The sequence below is a fragment of the Anaerophilus nitritigenes genome, from assembly GCF_004138215.1.
Lineage (GTDB): Bacteria > Bacillota > Clostridia > Peptostreptococcales > Thermotaleaceae > Anaerophilus > Anaerophilus nitritogenes.
In genome coordinates this window covers 1-15416 of the sequence record NZ_RYYS01000112.1, presented here as the reverse complement: position 1 = coordinate 15416, position 15416 = coordinate 1, and the positions used below count along the sequence as shown (strand labels likewise).

General features: G+C 34.6%; 15 protein-coding genes and 1 other annotated feature. All 15 genes read right to left on the bottom strand.

Going from position 1 to position 15416, the window contains the following annotated elements; translation table 11 throughout:
* The coding region (locus EK368_RS14715; RefSeq protein WP_243109403.1) for a GTP-binding protein at positions 1-249 on the bottom strand (249 nt) is incomplete at its 3' end.
* An 89-nt stretch (positions 250-338) separates the two neighbouring features.
* Positions 339-2408, bottom strand: a complete 2070-nt coding sequence (gene fusA / locus EK368_RS14710) for an elongation factor G (RefSeq protein WP_129600970.1) — start codon at positions 2406-2408, stop codon at positions 339-341.
* An 83-nt stretch (positions 2409-2491) separates the two neighbouring features.
* Complete coding sequence (rpsG, locus tag EK368_RS14705) at positions 2492-2962, bottom strand: 30S ribosomal protein S7 (protein ID WP_129600968.1); 471 nt, start codon at positions 2960-2962, stop codon at positions 2492-2494.
* A gap of 125 nt (positions 2963-3087) precedes the next feature.
* A complete protein-coding gene (rpsL, locus tag EK368_RS14700) occupies positions 3088-3501 on the bottom strand; it encodes a 30S ribosomal protein S12 (RefSeq protein ID WP_129600966.1) in 414 nt (137 codons plus the stop codon).
* A gap of 81 nt (positions 3502-3582) precedes the next feature.
* Positions 3583-3837, bottom strand: a complete 255-nt coding sequence (locus tag EK368_RS14695) for a ribosomal L7Ae/L30e/S12e/Gadd45 family protein (RefSeq protein ID WP_243109441.1) — start codon at positions 3835-3837, stop codon at positions 3583-3585.
* Positions 3838-3984: 147 nt separating this feature from the next.
* Entirely contained in the window at positions 3985-7467 is a 3483-nt protein-coding gene (gene rpoC / locus EK368_RS14690) for a DNA-directed RNA polymerase subunit beta' (protein WP_129600964.1), read from the bottom strand.
* A gap of 42 nt (positions 7468-7509) precedes the next feature.
* Positions 7510-11253, bottom strand: a complete 3744-nt coding sequence (rpoB, locus tag EK368_RS14685; protein ID WP_129600962.1) for a DNA-directed RNA polymerase subunit beta — start codon at positions 11251-11253, stop codon at positions 7510-7512.
* A 455-nt stretch (positions 11254-11708) separates the two neighbouring features.
* On the bottom strand, positions 11709-12071 hold the full coding sequence (gene rplL, locus EK368_RS14680) for a 50S ribosomal protein L7/L12 (protein WP_129600960.1): 363 nt from the start codon (positions 12069-12071) through the stop codon (positions 11709-11711).
* A 36-nt stretch (positions 12072-12107) separates the two neighbouring features.
* Entirely contained in the window at positions 12108-12608 is a 501-nt protein-coding gene (gene rplJ, locus EK368_RS14675; protein ID WP_129600972.1) for a 50S ribosomal protein L10, read from the bottom strand.
* A 42-nt stretch (positions 12609-12650) separates the two neighbouring features.
* Positions 12651-12780: a sequence feature (ribosomal protein L10 leader region), on the bottom strand.
* A gap of 59 nt (positions 12781-12839) precedes the next feature.
* Entirely contained in the window at positions 12840-13538 is a 699-nt protein-coding gene (gene rplA / locus EK368_RS14670) for a 50S ribosomal protein L1 (RefSeq protein WP_129600958.1), read from the bottom strand.
* Between the two features lie 56 nt (positions 13539-13594).
* Entirely contained in the window at positions 13595-14020 is a 426-nt protein-coding gene (rplK, locus tag EK368_RS14665) for a 50S ribosomal protein L11 (RefSeq protein ID WP_129600956.1), read from the bottom strand.
* Positions 14021-14095: 75 nt separating this feature from the next.
* On the bottom strand, positions 14096-14614 hold the full coding sequence (gene nusG, locus EK368_RS14660; RefSeq protein WP_129600954.1) for a transcription termination/antitermination protein NusG: 519 nt from the start codon (positions 14612-14614) through the stop codon (positions 14096-14098).
* 16 nt (positions 14615-14630) lie between these two features.
* Positions 14631-14849, bottom strand: a complete 219-nt coding sequence (gene secE, locus EK368_RS14655) for a preprotein translocase subunit SecE (RefSeq protein ID WP_243109440.1) — start codon at positions 14847-14849, stop codon at positions 14631-14633.
* A 47-nt stretch (positions 14850-14896) separates the two neighbouring features.
* A complete protein-coding gene (gene rpmG / locus EK368_RS14650) occupies positions 14897-15046 on the bottom strand; it encodes a 50S ribosomal protein L33 (protein ID WP_129600950.1) in 150 nt (49 codons plus the stop codon).
* A 291-nt stretch (positions 15047-15337) separates the two neighbouring features.
* A partial coding sequence (locus EK368_RS14645; protein ID WP_479722768.1) for an EF-Tu C-terminal domain-related protein occupies positions 15338-15416 on the bottom strand: 79 nt, incomplete at its 5' end.

Here is a 15416-nt window from a genome sequence, read left to right as displayed (position 1 = left end):
ACAGTCTACGTGTGCGTAGTGTCTGTTTGGTGTTTCATACTCAACGTGTGATGTTGAAATTGTGATTCCTCTTTCTTTTTCTTCTGGTGCTTTATCAATGTTATCAAATGCTACTGCTGATCCTGTTCCATATCTTGTGTTTAATGTTGTTGTAATTGCTGCTGTTAAAGTTGTTTTACCGTGGTCTACGTGACCTATTGTTCCTATATTTACGTGAGGTTTACTTCTTTCAAATTTAGTTTTTGCCATTTTTTTCTCCTCCTTTTAAGTACAATGCAATTTTTTTGCATCTATAATTAAAATTCAAGTATGTTGTCAGACAAAAGTCTGACAACATACTATTTACCATTCATAATTTTTTCTGCTATACTTGTTGGAAGTTGCTCGAAGTGATCAAATTGCATTACATATACTCCACGACCTTGTGTTTTAGAACGAAGGTCTGTTGCATATCCAAACATTTCAGATAGTGGTACATATCCTCTTACAACTTGAGCTCCTGATCTCGCTTCCATACCTTCGATTCTACCACGTCTTGAGTTGATATCTCCTATAACATCTCCCATATATTCTTCTGGGACAGTAACTTCAACTTTAAAGTATGGTTCTAAAATTGCTGGTTTTGCTTTTCTCATAGCTTCTTTAAACGCCATAGATCCAGCGATTTTAAATGCCATTTCAGATGAGTCAACTTCATGGTAAGATCCATCATACAATTCAACTTTTACATCTACTACTGGATATCCTGCAAGCACACCATTTTTCATTGCTTCTTGAATACCTGCATCAACGTGTTGGATATATTCTCTTGGAATTGCCCCTCCAACAACAGCATTGACAAATTCATATCCTTCTCCTGGTTCTCTTGGCATAACTCTAAGTTTAACGTGACCATATTGTCCACGTCCACCAGATTGACGTGCATATTTTGTATCCACATCTGTAGGAATAGTAATCGTTTCTTTGTAAGCAACTTGTGGTTTACCAACATTTGCTTCCACTTTGAACTCTCTTAACATCCTATCTACGATAATATCAAGATGAAGTTCTCCCATTCCAGCAATAATAGTTTGACCTGTTTCTGTATTCGTAAAAGTTCTAAAAGTTGGATCTTCTTCAGCAAGTTTTGCTAAAGCAGCCCCCATTTTTTCTTGTCCTGCTTTTGTTTTAGGTTCAATAGCGATTTCAATAACTGGCTCTGGGAATTCCATAGATTCTAGAATAATCGCATGACTTTGATCACATAAAGTATCTCCAGTTGTTGTATCTTTTAATCCAACTGCTGCTGCAATATCTCCAGCATATACTTCTGTAATATCTTCTCTTGTGTTGGCATGCATTTGAAGAATGCGTCCAATTCTTTCTTTTTTACCTTTTGTAGAATTATATACATAAGATCCTGATTGTAAAACTCCTGAGTATACTCTAAAGAAAGCTAATTTCCCTACATATGGATCTGCCATGATTTTAAAAGCCAATGCAGCGAATGGTTCTTTGTCATCTGCTTTTCTTTCGTCTTCTTCTTGAGTGTCAGGTAAAAGTCCTTTGATTGCTGGAATATCTAGTGGTGATGGCATAAATTCTACTACAGCATCAAGCATTAACTGAACGCCTTTATTTCTGTAAGCCGTACCACAACATACAGGAACCATTTTACCATCGATTGTTAATTGTCTGATTGCTTTTTTGATTTCTTCTATAGTAAATTCTTCTCCTTCAAGATATTTCATCATTAATTCTTCATCAGCTTCAGCTACAGCTTCTAATAATTCCATTCTGTATTCTTCGGCTTGATCCTTCATATCATCAGGGATTTCTGTAACCTCTATTTCTTTTCCTAAATCATCTTTATAGATTCTTGCATTCATTTCAAGTAAATCTACAATTCCTACAAAGGCATCTTCTGCACCTATAGGTAGTTGAATAGGAACTGCATTTGCTTTTAATCTATCTTTCATCATATTTACAACATTAAAAAAGTTTGCTCCCATAATATCCATTTTGTTTACAAATGCCATTCTAGGAACTCCATATTTTTCAGCTTGACGCCAAACTGTTTCTGATTGTGGTTCAACTCCACCTTTAGCACAGAAAACAGCTACAGTACCATCAAGTACACGAAGTGATCTTTCCACCTCAACAGTAAAGTCCACGTGTCCCGGTGTGTCAATGATATTAATTCTGTGGTCTTTCCATTGACAAGTTGTAGCAGCAGAGGTAATTGTGATTCCTCTTTCTTGTTCCTGCTCCATCCAGTCCATTTGAGCTCCACCTTCGTGTGTTTCTCCTATTTTATGAGTTTTACCTGTATAGAATAAAATTCTTTCAGTAGTTGTTGTTTTTCCCGCATCAATATGGGCCATAATCCCTATATTACGAGTTTTTTGTAAAGGAAACTGTCTAGGCACAATTTCTCCTCCTTTCTAGTATCGGTATTGCTACAGAAAATATTGTCTCCATTTTGGGAGACAATATAACATAAAAGAAATAATTACCATCTATAATGTGCAAATGCTTTATTCGCTTCTGCCATTTTATGAGTATCTTCTTTCTTTTTAACAGATGCTCCTGTATTATTTGCAGCATCCATAATCTCTTTTGCTAATCTTTCTTCCATACTCTTTTCTCCTCTTTTACGAGAATATAGAGTTAACCATCTCAGTCCTAATGTTTGTCTTCTTTCAGGTCTTACCTCAATCGGAACTTGGTAGTTTGCACCACCCACACGTCTTGCTTTTACTTCTAGAACAGGCATAATATTGTTCATTGCTTTTTCAAATACTTCCAAAGCTTCTTCTCCAGTTTGTTCTTGAATCGCTTTGAATGCATTGTAAACAAGGCTTTGTGCAGTTCCTTTTTTACCATCTAACATAATGCTATTGATTAATTTTGTCACCACTTTGCTTCCATATACTGGATCTGGTAACACTTCTCTCTTGGGTACATTTCCTTTTCTTGGCACTTTTCTTCCCTCCTTAACATGAATTTCTCTCATCGGTACTCGACAACCTTGCAGATTGCCGCCGTGCGCTCAAATATATATTAAAGCCCACCCTTAAGATGGGCATATTCTCGCTCGACGATCAATTATTTTTTAGGTTTTTTTGCACCATACTTAGATCTTGCTTGTCCTCTGTCTTTTACTCCTGCAGTATCAAGGGTACCTCTTACAATGTGGTATCTAACTCCTGGTAAGTCTTTTACCCTACCACCTCTAATTAATACAACGCTATGTTCTTGCAAATTGTGACCAATACCTGGTATATAAGCACTTACTTCTATACCGTTTGTAAGTCTTACTCTGGCAACTTTTCTTAACGCTGAGTTAGGTTTTTTAGGAGTTACAGTTTTTACTGATGTACAAACTCCTCTTTTTTGAGGTGCGCTCATTTTTGTAGCTTTTCTTTGTAATGAGTTAAATCCTCTTTGAAGTGCTGGAGCAGTTGATTTGTATTCAACTTTTTCTCTTGACTTACGTACTAATTGGTTAATTGTAGGCATACTATACACCTCCTTCCAATATTAAAAAACTAGTTTATTTTTCATAGGAATTCCTATGCTTACTACCTATACGTGTATACATCACTTTAATATAACTGCTGTAGCAGCTTTCACACTAATTCCACAAGCTTTTCCAAGTTTATGCATAGACTCTGCATAAACAATTTGAACATGTTTTTTCTTAGCTACGTCTTCTATGCTTCTGATGACATGTTTTTCTGCATCTTTAGCAATAAATAAAGTTTCTACTTGTTCTTCTTTAATTGCCTTTAACGCTTGTTTGGTACCTACTACTAATTTTTTGCTTTTTTTCAATTCTTCCAACATATGATTCATATAGTTTCCTCCTTTATTAAACACCTGAAAGATTATGTGAATTCACATAATCTTTCTTAGTATTCAAAAAGTCCACTATCTATTATTTTACACACTATAACATTTTAGCATTAGAGCTTTATGCTGTCAACTAATAGTTTTTGATTTTTATTCTGCAGGTTGGATAGCTATACTTTTATATCTTCTCATTCCTGTTCCCGCTGGAATGAGTTTACCAATAATTACATTTTCTTTAAGTCCTATCAAGTGATCTTCTTTTCCTTTGATAGCAGCTTCTGTTAAAACTCTTGTAGTTTCTTGGAATGATGCTGCTGATAAGAAAGATTCTGTAGCTAAAGATGCTTTTGTAATTCCTAGTAAAACTCTTTTTCCTGTTGCAGCCATTAAATCTTTTTCTTCTACTTCTTTATTTCCTTCTTCAAATTCATGAAGATTACAAAGTCCTCCTGGTAATAATTCAGTATCTCCTGCATCTTCAATTTTTACTTTGGAAACCATTTGTCTTACAATAACTTCAATATGTTTGTCATTGATATCAACACCTTGAAGTCTATATACTCTTTGTACTTCTTTTACAAGATATTCTTGAACTCCAGCTACCCCTTTGATTCTTAAAATATCATGAGGATTTACAGATCCTTCTGTAATCTCATCTCCAGCTTTAATAATTTGTCCTTCTCTTACTTTAATTCTTGATCCATAAGGAATAGAGTATACTGTTTGTTCTCCATCATTTCCTGTAACCATTACTTCTTTATTCTTTTTCTTTTCATTAATAGATACAGTTCCTGCTATTTCCGTAATGATGGCTAATCCTTTTGGCTTTCTTGCTTCAAATAATTCCTCTATTCTCGGTAACCCTTGAGTAATATCATTTCCTGCAACTCCACCTGTATGGAAGGTACGCATGGTAAGCTGTGTTCCAGGTTCTCCTATGGATTGAGCTGCAATGATTCCAACAGCTTCTCCTACATTTACAGATTCCCCCGTTGCTAGGTTTCTTCCATAACAATGTCCACAAACACCATGTCTTGTTTTACAATGAAGAACTGTTCTTATTTTTACTTTTGTAATTCCTGCTTCAAGAATTTTATCTGCATCTTCTTCTTTAATTTCTGTTGTTTTTTCTACAAGTACTTCTCCTGTTTGTGGATCTAATATATCTTCTAGCGCATATCTTCCCACAATACGATCGTATAATGGTTCAATCAATTCATTTCCATCTTTAAAATCTTCTACTTCAATACCTTCTGTAGTTCCACAGTCTTGCTCTCTTATAATTACATCTTGACTGACATCTACAAGTCTTCTTGTTAAATATCCAGAGTCAGCAGTACGTAGTGCTGTATCTGCTAGACCTTTTCTAGCTCCATGGGTAGAGATAAAATACTCTAATACAGATAATCCCTCACGGAAATTCGCTTTAATAGGAAGTTCTACTGTATGTCCTGATGCATTGGCCATAAGTCCTCTCATACCTGCAAGCTGACGAATTTGGTTTTTGCTACCTCTTGCCCCAGAATGTGCCATAATGTATACATTATTCAGTCTTCCTAGATTTTCCATGAGCGCATCTGTTACCTTTTCAGTTGTATCCGCCCACGTTCTAATTACTTTTTCATATCTCTCTTCATCAGATATTAATCCTCTTCGATAAGCTTTTTCGTATTTGTCTACAATTTCATCAGCTTCTGAAAGAAGAATTTCTTTTTCTTTAGGAATATCCATATCTGATACTCCGATAGTAATGGCACCAATAGTAGAATAATGGAATCCCATTTGCTTGATTGTATCAAGCATAATTGCAGTAGTAGTATTTCCAAATCTTCTAAAACATTTATCAATAATTTTTCCAAGTTTTTTCTTGTCACAAAGGAAATCTATTTCTAAACTGTATAAGTCTTTGCTTCTATCTACAAAACCTAAATTTTGCGGAATTCTTTCATTAAAAATAAATCTTCCTACAGTACTTTCTACGATTTTTCCAGAATCTTCTTCACTTAGCTTTCTTCTTACTTTTACTTTTGCGTGAAGTCCTACTACACCATTTTGGTAAGCCATAAGCATTTCATCAAAATCTTTAAAAATCATACCTTCTCCACGTTCACCCTCTACTTCTACAGTTAAATAATAACTTCCTAAAATCATATCCTGAGTAGGCGTAGTGATCGGTGCACCATCTTTTGGTGCTAATATATTATTTACTGAAAGCATCAAAAATCTTGCTTCTGCTTGTGCTTCTACAGAAAGAGGTACGTGTACTGCCATTTGGTCTCCATCAAAGTCCGCATTGTAAGCAGTACATACTAGTGGATGTAGTTTGATGGCTTTTCCTTCTACAAGTATCGGTTCAAATGCTTGGATTCCTAGTCTATGAAGGGTAGGAGCACGATTTAGAAGTACTGGATGTTCTTTGATTACTTCTTCTAGCACGTCCCATACTTCTGATTTTACTCTTTCTACCATTCTTTTTGCACTTTTTATATTATGAGCATAACCATCATTTACAAGACGTTTCATGATAAATGGTTTAAATAGCTCTAGTGCCATTTTCTTTGGAAGTCCACATTGATAAAATTTAAGCTCTGGTCCTACTACAATAACAGAACGTCCTGAGTAATCAACACGCTTTCCAAGTAAGTTTTGTCTAAAACGTCCTTGTTTTCCTTTTAACATATCTGATAATGATTTTAATGGTCTATTTCCAGGCCCTGTAACAGGTCTTCCACGTCTTCCATTATCAATAAGAGCATCTACTGCTTCTTGTAGCATTCTTTTTTCATTTCTTACAATGATATCAGGTGCTCCTAAATCCAGCAATCTTTTTAAACGATTATTTCTATTGATTACTCTTCTATATAAATCATTTAAATCTGAAGTAGCAAATCTACCTCCATCTAGTTGTACCATAGGTCTTAAATCTGGAGGAATCACAGGAACTACATCAAGAATCATCCAGTCTGGTCTATTTCCTGATTTTCTAAAAGCTTCTACTACTTCTAATCTTCTGATCGCTCTTATCTTTTTTTGTCCTGAGCTGTCTCTAAGCTTTACTCTAAGTTCTTTAGATAGTTTTTCTAAATCAATTTGTTTTAAAATTTCTTCAATAGCCTCTGCTCCCATAGAAGCTTTAAAAGCATTTCCAAATTTATCTCTATATTCTCTGTATTCATTTTCATTTAATAGTTGTTTATAACTTAATGATGTTTCTCCTGCATCCGTTACAATATAAGATGCAAAATACAATACCTTTTCAAGTGCCCTTGGAGACATATCTAGAAGAAGTCCCATTCTACTTGGAATTCCTTTAAAATACCATATATGAGATACCGGGGCTGCAAGCTCAATATGCCCCATTCTCTCTCTCCTTACCTTTGACTTAGTAACCTCAACTCCACATCGATCACAAATAACACCTTTGTACCTTACTCTTTTGTATTTCCCACAATGACATTCCCAGTCCTTTGTAGGTCCAAATATTTTTTCGCAGAATAACCCTTCTTTTTCTGGTTTCAATGTACGATAATTAATAGTCTCAGGCTTTTTTACTTCTCCTTTTGACCAGCTTCTAATTTTTTCTGGCGAAGCAAGACCAATTTTTATGGATTCAAAATTATTTAGTTCAAACAAGGGGTTTCTCTCCCTTCATCATGACTTAATCTCTCAAATTTTTTAAAGCTTAAAATCATCATAATCTTCTTCGAAATCAGAATAATCTGTTTCATCAAAATTTAATTCCGATTCATCAAGATCTGCATCTTCATTCTCTTCACTGACTTCTTCACTGACTTCTTCACTGACTTCTTCACTGACTTCTTCACTGACTTCTTCATGATGCCCATCAGTAATTTGGAACTCATCACCATCTAGGATTGTATCTAATCCGTTTCCTTCTTCATCAATAGACTCTTTAATTTCAATTTCAGTATCCTCTGCTGTCAATACTTTTACATCTAACGCTAAACTTTGTAGCTCTTTAATTAATACTTTAAACGATTCTGGCACTCCTGGTTCTGGAATGTTTTCACCTTTTACAATAGATTCATATGCTTTTACACGTCCTACTACATCATCAGATTTGACAGTTAGTATTTCTTGAAGAGTATGAGCTGCTCCATAAGCTTCTAGAGCCCAAACTTCCATCTCTCCAAATCTTTGTCCTCCAAACTGCGCTTTACCTCCTAATGGTTGTTGTGTTACCAATGAGTAAGGTCCTGTACTTCTAGCATGAATTTTATCATCTACTAAGTGATGCAGCTTTAACATGTACATATATCCTACTGTTACTCGGTTATCAAAAGGCATTCCAGTTCTTCCATCATATAATTGAAGCTTTCCATCCTCAGGATATCCAGCAAGTTTTAGGGCATCTTGAGTATCATACTCATTCGCTCCATCAAATACAGGAGTGGCTACATGCCATCCTAATTTCTTTGCTGCAAGACCTAAATGGACTTCGAGTACCTGCCCTATATTCATACGAGATGGTACTCCTAAAGGATTTAGAACAATTTGTAGTGGGGTTCCATCTTCTAAAAACGGCATGTCTTCTTCAGGCAAAATTCTAGAAATAACCCCTTTATTTCCATGACGCCCTGCCATCTTATCTCCCACCATGATTTTTCTCTTTTTAGCAATATAGCATCTTACTAAAACATTCACTCCCGGTGGCAATTCATCTCCATTTTCTCTTGTAAACACTTTTACATCTACAATAATTCCACTTTCTCCATGCGGAACTCTTAAAGATGTATCTCTTACTTCTCTTGCTTTTTCTCCAAAGATTGCACGTAGAAGTCTTTCTTCTGCAGTAAGCTCTGTCTCTCCTTTTGGAGTAACTTTTCCAACAAGAATATCTCCAGATTTCACTTCTGCTCCAATTCTAATGATTCCTCTTTCATCTAAATCTTTTAAGGCCTCTTCTCCCACGTTTGGAATATCTCTTGTAATTTCTTCTGGTCCTAGCTTTGTATCTCTTGCTTCAGATTCATATTCTTCTATATGGATAGAACTTAGTGCATCTTCCATAACTAATTTTTCGTTCAGTAAGATAGCATCCTCATAGTTATATCCTTCCCAAGTCATAAAACCAATGAGAATATTAGTTCCTAATGCAATTTCTCCTGTATCTGTAGAAGGACCATCTGCAATAGGTTCTCCTTTTTCTATATGCTCTCCTTTATTAACGATTGGTCTTTGGTTAATACATGTTCCTTGATTAGATCTTTTAAACTTAAGTAGCTTATATCGATCACGACCGCCGTCTAAATCTCTTTTAATGACAATCTCATCTGCTGCAACTCTTTCTACTAGCCCAGTATTTTTAGCAAGGATCACTACGCCTGAATCTTTAGCTGCAATATACTCCATACCTGTTCCTATAATTGGTGCATCTGTTTTAAGAAGTGGAACAGCCTGACGTTGCATGTTCGATCCCATTAATGCACGATTGGCATCATCATTTTCAAGGAATGGAATCATAGCTGTAGCTACAGATACCATCTGTTTTGGAGTTACGTCCATATAGTCTACTTCATCTCTTGGTACAACATCAATATCTCCATTTTTAGTTCTAGCAGTAACCCTTCTATTTACAAATCTTCCCTCTTCATCTAGAGGTTCATTAGCTTGAGCAACAATTACTGGATCTTCTTCATCAGCAGTTAAATAATGGATCTCTTCTGTTACAACTCCTCTTTTTTTATCTACTTTTCGATAAGGAGCTTCTATAAATCCATATTGATTAATTTTCCCATAGGTAGTTAAAGAACCAATCAATCCGATATTCGGACCTTCTGGTGTTTCAATAGGACACATACGTCCATAATGAGAATGATGTACGTCTCTTACCTCAAACCCTGCTCTTTCACGAGATAGTCCTCCTGGTCCTAATGCAGACAATCTTCTTTTATGAGTAAGTTCAGCTAGAGGATTGGTTTGATCCATAAATTGAGATAGCTGACTGCTACCAAAGAATTCTTTAATAGCAGCGGCTACAGGTCTAATATTAATTAATGCTTGAGGAGTGATTACATCTATATCTTGAATAGTCATTCTTTCTTTGACTACTCTCTCCATTCTAGATAGTCCAATTCTAAATTGATTTTGTAAAAGTTCTCCCACAGATCTTAATCTTCTATTTCCTAGATGATCTATATCATCTACTTCTCCTATTCCATGAGCTAAATTCAAAACATAGCTTATAGATGCAACAATATCATCAATAATCACATTTTTAGGAGATAGATCTTTTCTTCTTTCTTTTAAAGCTTCTTTTATTTCATTTTCATCTTGATAAGTATCTAAAATTTCTTTTAATACAGGAAAATGTACTCTTGATTCTATGTTTAAATCGTCTGTGTTAAAAGATATATGTTCTTTAATATCTACAAAGTGATTTCCAATCACTCTTACAATTTTTCCTTCTTCTCCTAGTACATGTACTATCTTGATTCCTGCATTTTCAATATTTCTTGCAACTTCTCTATCGATCTTTTGTCCTTCTTCAACATAGATTTCTCCTGTATAAGGATTTACTATGTTTTCTGCTGCTTTTTGACCCATGATTCTATTAAACAGGCCTAATTTTTTATTATATTTATATCTTCCTACTTTTGCTAGATCGTATCTTTTAGGATCAAAAAATAAAGAATCAATTAAAGACTTCGCGCTTTCTACAGTAGGAGGTTCTCCTGGTCTTAATTTTTTGTAGATTTCTAAAAGACCTTCTTCTCTAGATTTTGTACTATCCTTATCTAACGTATGCATAAGTCTTTCATCTTCACCTAAAAGATTAATGATTTCAGCATCTGTACCAAAGCCTAATGCTCTTAATAGTACAGTTAAAGGTTGTTTTCTAGTTCTATCTACTCTAACAGAGATCACATCATTAGAGTCTGTTTCATACTCAAGCCATGCTCCCCTATTTGGTATAACAGTAGTAGAATATAATCTTTTACCTGTTCTATCTACTTGTACTGCATAATATGGCCCAGGAGATCTAACAAGCTGGGTTACAATAACTCTCTCAGCTCCATTGATGATAAAAGTTCCTTTGTCTGTCATCAGTGGAAAATCTCCCATGAAAACTTCTTGCTCTTTTACTTCTCCAGTTTCTTTATTGATTAATCTTACCTTCACCTTAAGTGGTGCAGCATATGTAACATCTCTTTCTTTGCACTCCTCAATATGATATTTGGGATCTCCATCTAAAGAATAATCAATAAATTCAAGAATCAAATTCCCTGTATAGTCTTGAATAGGGGAAATATCTTCAAATACCTCTCTTAGCCCTTCTTTCAAAAACCATACATAGGATTCTCTTTGAATCTCTATAAGATTTGGCATATCTGCAACTTCTTCAATTCTTGAATAGCTCATTCTGGTTCTTCTTCCGACCTGAATAGGATGTGGCATATTATTCACCCCTTGTACTAATATAAAAGCCTCTAGAATCACACAAAAAATATGCAACTGGTGAAAGGAGGTCTTTTCTTGTAATGCATAGTTTTATATAAACAACCTTCATATAAGAAAGTTGAAAATTAAAAAAGCTATTCTTTCCATACTTGTTAATATTGACATTTTCAACATATTCTATACATTTTTTTTAGAATTTTGCCTCTTATGGCAGTATATAATGTTATCATAAACTATACTGGTTGTCAACCCTTTGATTTTGTGATATAATGTATTTGGTATATTAAAATCGATTTGATAATTTTTATAGATAGATATGGATTTTAAAAGAAAAAAGTCAACCTTGAAAATCTTCTAAAGGAGGACTTTTTTAGTTTGTAGAAGAAATTATAAACTTTACATGAGAAAAAGGCACTCTGGATTCCTCCAGAGTCCCTTTTATATGACTAGAATTATTTAAGTTCTATACCTGCTCCAACTTCTTCAAGTTTTGCTTTCATTGCTTCAGCTTCTTCTTTTGCTACTCCTTCTTTAATTGTTTTAGGAGCTCCATCAACTAATTCTTTTGCTTCTTTTAATCCAAGTCCTGTAAGTTCTCTTACAACCTTGATTACTTTGATTTTTTGTGATCCAGCACTAGCTAATACTACTTCAAAATCAGTTTTTTCTTCTGCAGCAGGTGCAGCAGCTCCTCCAGCAACAGCAACTGGTGCTGCCGCAGATACTCCAAATTCTTCTTCACATGCTTTTACTAATTCATTTAATTCAAGTACTGTCATACCTTTGATAGCTTCAATAATTTGATCTTTTGTCATTTTATTACACCTCCGAAAATATTTAAAATTTTACTTTTATGCTTCCGTGCTTGCCTTTTGATCTGCAATACCTTGAAGTAAGTATGCAAGATTTGATAATGGCGACTTGATACTTCCAAGGAATTTAGCAAGTAATACTTCTCTTGATGGAATTTCAGCAATTTCTTTAATTGTGTCGACCCCATAATATTGACCTTCAACTACTGCTGCTTTTAATTCAAGATTTTTATGATCTTTTGCAAAATCATTTAATATTTTAGCTGGTACTACAGGATCTTCGTAACTAAATGCAACAGCATTTGGTCCAGTTAAGTCTGTAGTTAAAGGTTCAAAACCAGTTCCCTTTACAGCCAGTCTCATGAAAGTATTTTTATATACTTTATATTCAACACCTGCTTCTCTCATTTTACTTCTTAATTCTGTTACTTCTTCTACTGTTAGTCCTCTATAATCTGCAACTACAGCTGATTGAGCTTTTTGGAACTTTTCTTTGATCTCTTCAACTACTTGTTTTTTGATTTCTAAGCTGTTTGACATTTGGATGTCCACCTCCTCTGCAATTGGCAATTCTTTCTCTGTTATATCCATAACAGAGCCTCTCTACCGTAGACATAGAGAGGCTCCTAGAAATTCAATCTATTGAACGACCTCGGTAGGCTTTTTTAAACCATAAGGTACCTACTGTCTACGGTGAATATTCGTTTTTATCACACTATGATATATAGTATCACTACATATCATATATGTCAATGATCTTTATTTGTATAATTATGCCATTACTTTTACTGGATTAATTTTGATTCCAGGTCCCATTGTGCTTGTTACAACAATACTTTTTAAATATTGTCCTTTTGCAGCTGCTGGTTTTGCTTTTACAATTGCATCCATTAATACACGGAAGTTATCCGCTAATTTTTCAGATCCAAAAGATGCTTTTCCAATAGGAACATGGATGATATTTGTCTTGTCTAATCTATATTCAACTTTTCCAGCTTTTATTTCTTTTACAGCTTTTTCTACATCAAAGCTAACTGTTCCTGATTTCGGGTTAGGCATTAAACCTTTTGGTCCTAATACTCTACCCAGTCTTCCTACAAGACCCATCATATCTGGTGTAGCTACTACTACATCAAAATCAAACCAGTTTTCCTTTTGAATTTTTTCAACCATATCTTCTGCTCCAACATAGTCTGCTCCAGCATTTTCAGCTTCTTTAGCTTTTTCACCTTTCGCAAAGACTAATACTTTTCTAGTTTTTCCTGTACCATGTGGTAACACAATAGCACCTCTAACTTGTTGGTCTGCATGTCTTGAGTCAACCCCAAGTCTAATATGAGCTTCAATTGTTTCATCAAATTTAGCTTTTGCAGTATCCACTACTAATTTAAAACTTTCTTCTGGCTCATACAAAGTTTCTCTATTAATTAATTTTGAACTATCTTGATACTTCTTACCTCTTTTTGGCATTTCCTTACCTCCTCGTGGTTATAACGGTTATTGTACCTCCCACCTCAGCATAAGTATTATTCTTCAACAACGATACCCATGCTTCTAGCAGTACCTTTAATCATACTCATAGCAGTTTCTAAACTACCAGCATTTAAATCAGGCATTTTAAGCTCTGCAATTTCTCTCACTTTATCTATGGATACAGTTGCAACCTTAGTTCTATTAGGTTCACCTGAAGCACTCTCAATACCTGCTGCTTTTTTTAGTAAAACAGCCGCTGGTGGTGTTTTTGTAATAAATGTAAATGATCTATCTTGATAAACTGTAATTACTACTGGTATAATCAATCCAGCTTGATCTGCAGTTTTTGCGTTAAACTCCTTGCAGAATTGCATAATATTTACACCTTGTTGTCCAAGTGCTGGACCTACTGGTGGTGCTGGAGTTGCTTTTCCTGCTGGAATTTGTAATTTAACCATTCCTGTAACTTTTTTTGCCATTGGTACACCTCCTCATTTTCATACAACTATTTGTATATGTTTTTATATTAAAAGCATATAAGCTTTTTAAACAAATTATAAATTTTCTACTTGTGTAAAATCAAGTTCTACAGGTGTTTCTCTTCCAAACATAGAAATAAGCACTTTTAGGTTTTGCCTCTCTAAGTTGATCCCTTCAATAACTCCAATAAAGCCTTCAAAAGGTCCAGACATAACTTTCACACTATCTCCTACAGCCATATCAATTTCTGCCATAGGATGCTCAATCCCCATATTTTTTACTTCCTCATCGCTTAAAGGAATAGGCTTAGATCCTGGTCCAACAAATCCAGTGACTCCTCTTGTATTTCTTACTACATACCAAGATTCATCATTCATAATCATTTTCACAATTACATATCCTGGAAATATTTTTTTCTGTTTTGTTTTTTTCTTCCCATTTTTTAGTTCAACTTTTTCTTCTGTAGGTACAATGACTTCCATAATGACGTCTTCCATACCTCTATTTTCAACAAATTTTTCAATATTTGCTTTTACTTTATTTTCATGTCCAGAATAAGTATGGACAACATACCATTTAGGGTTTTCAGACATACTCTTCCCTCCCTCATTATTTTATGATTAGATGAAGAGCCTTCCCAAACGCTGTATCTACTAGCCACATTCCAATTGCTGCAATTGCACATGTTGTCAGTACAACGGTAGTATATGATGTTAATTCTTTTTTATCAGGCCAAATAACTTTTTTAAGCTCTGACTTTACATTTTTAAAGAATTTTCCAAGGCTCTTCGTTGTGGCTGCCTTGTTTGTATTAGTTTGTACTGCCATTATATTTCACATCCTTATATGGTAGTTATACAAAATCCTTTTAAGGATTATTTTGTCTCTTTGTGAGAAGTATGTGTTTTGCAGAATTTACAATATTTTTTCATTTCTAATCTGTCTGGATTATTTTTTTTATTTTTTGTAGTATGATAATTTCTTTGTTTGCACTCTGTACATGCCAAAGTTACTTTCACTCTCATAATTACACCTCCCAAAATTAAAGCTTTTATCGAAATTGCGATTTGACACAACTATCTCAGTATGACACCATCACTTTATAAAGCTATCATAATTTTTTCTTTGTGTCAATATAGTTTTTCCATGTATTTGGCACACATATAACCACATAGAAAAAACCATTTTGGGCATCAAATGCTCTTTTCTTTATGGTTATTTCTAATAGTATAGCCAAATGCTTTTCTTTTTATTTTCATTTTGTTGATTGAAAAGGACTAGGCTTGGGTTTCAATCCTAGTCCTGTATATTTAAATCTATTTAATAATTGTGGCAACAACACCTGCTCCTACTGTTCTTCCACCTTCACGAATTGCAAATCTTAATCCTTCTTCG

What these genes read in the sequence shown, in the direction of transcription:
- rpsL (WP_129600966.1), bottom strand. Translation starts at nt 3,501, where the DNA reads ATGCCTACAATTAACCAATTAGTACGTAAGTCAAGAGAAAAAGTTGAA.
- EK368_RS14695 (WP_243109441.1), bottom strand. Translation starts at nt 3,837, where the DNA reads ATGAATCATATGTTGGAAGAATTGAAAAAAAGCAAAAAATTAGTAGTA.
- rpoB (WP_129600962.1), bottom strand. Translation starts at nt 11,253, where the DNA reads ATGCCACATCCTATTCAGGTCGGAAGAAGAACCAGAATGAGCTATTCA.
- rplL (WP_129600960.1), bottom strand. Translation starts at nt 12,071, where the DNA reads ATGACAAAAGATCAAATTATTGAAGCTATCAAAGGTATGACAGTACTT.
- rplJ (WP_129600972.1), bottom strand. Translation starts at nt 12,608, where the DNA reads ATGTCAAACAGCTTAGAAATCAAAAAACAAGTAGTTGAAGAGATCAAA.
- rplA (WP_129600958.1), bottom strand. Translation starts at nt 13,538, where the DNA reads ATGCCAAAAAGAGGTAAGAAGTATCAAGATAGTTCAAAATTAATTAAT.
- rplK (WP_129600956.1), bottom strand. Translation starts at nt 14,020, where the DNA reads ATGGCAAAAAAAGTTACAGGAATGGTTAAATTACAAATTCCAGCAGGA.
- nusG (WP_129600954.1), bottom strand. Translation starts at nt 14,614, where the DNA reads ATGTCTGAAAACCCTAAATGGTATGTTGTCCATACTTATTCTGGACAT.
- secE (WP_243109440.1), bottom strand. Translation starts at nt 14,849, where the DNA reads ATGGCAGTACAAACTAATACAAACAAGGCAGCCACAACGAAGAGCCTT.
- rpmG (WP_129600950.1), bottom strand. Translation starts at nt 15,046, where the DNA reads ATGAGAGTGAAAGTAACTTTGGCATGTACAGAGTGCAAACAAAGAAAT.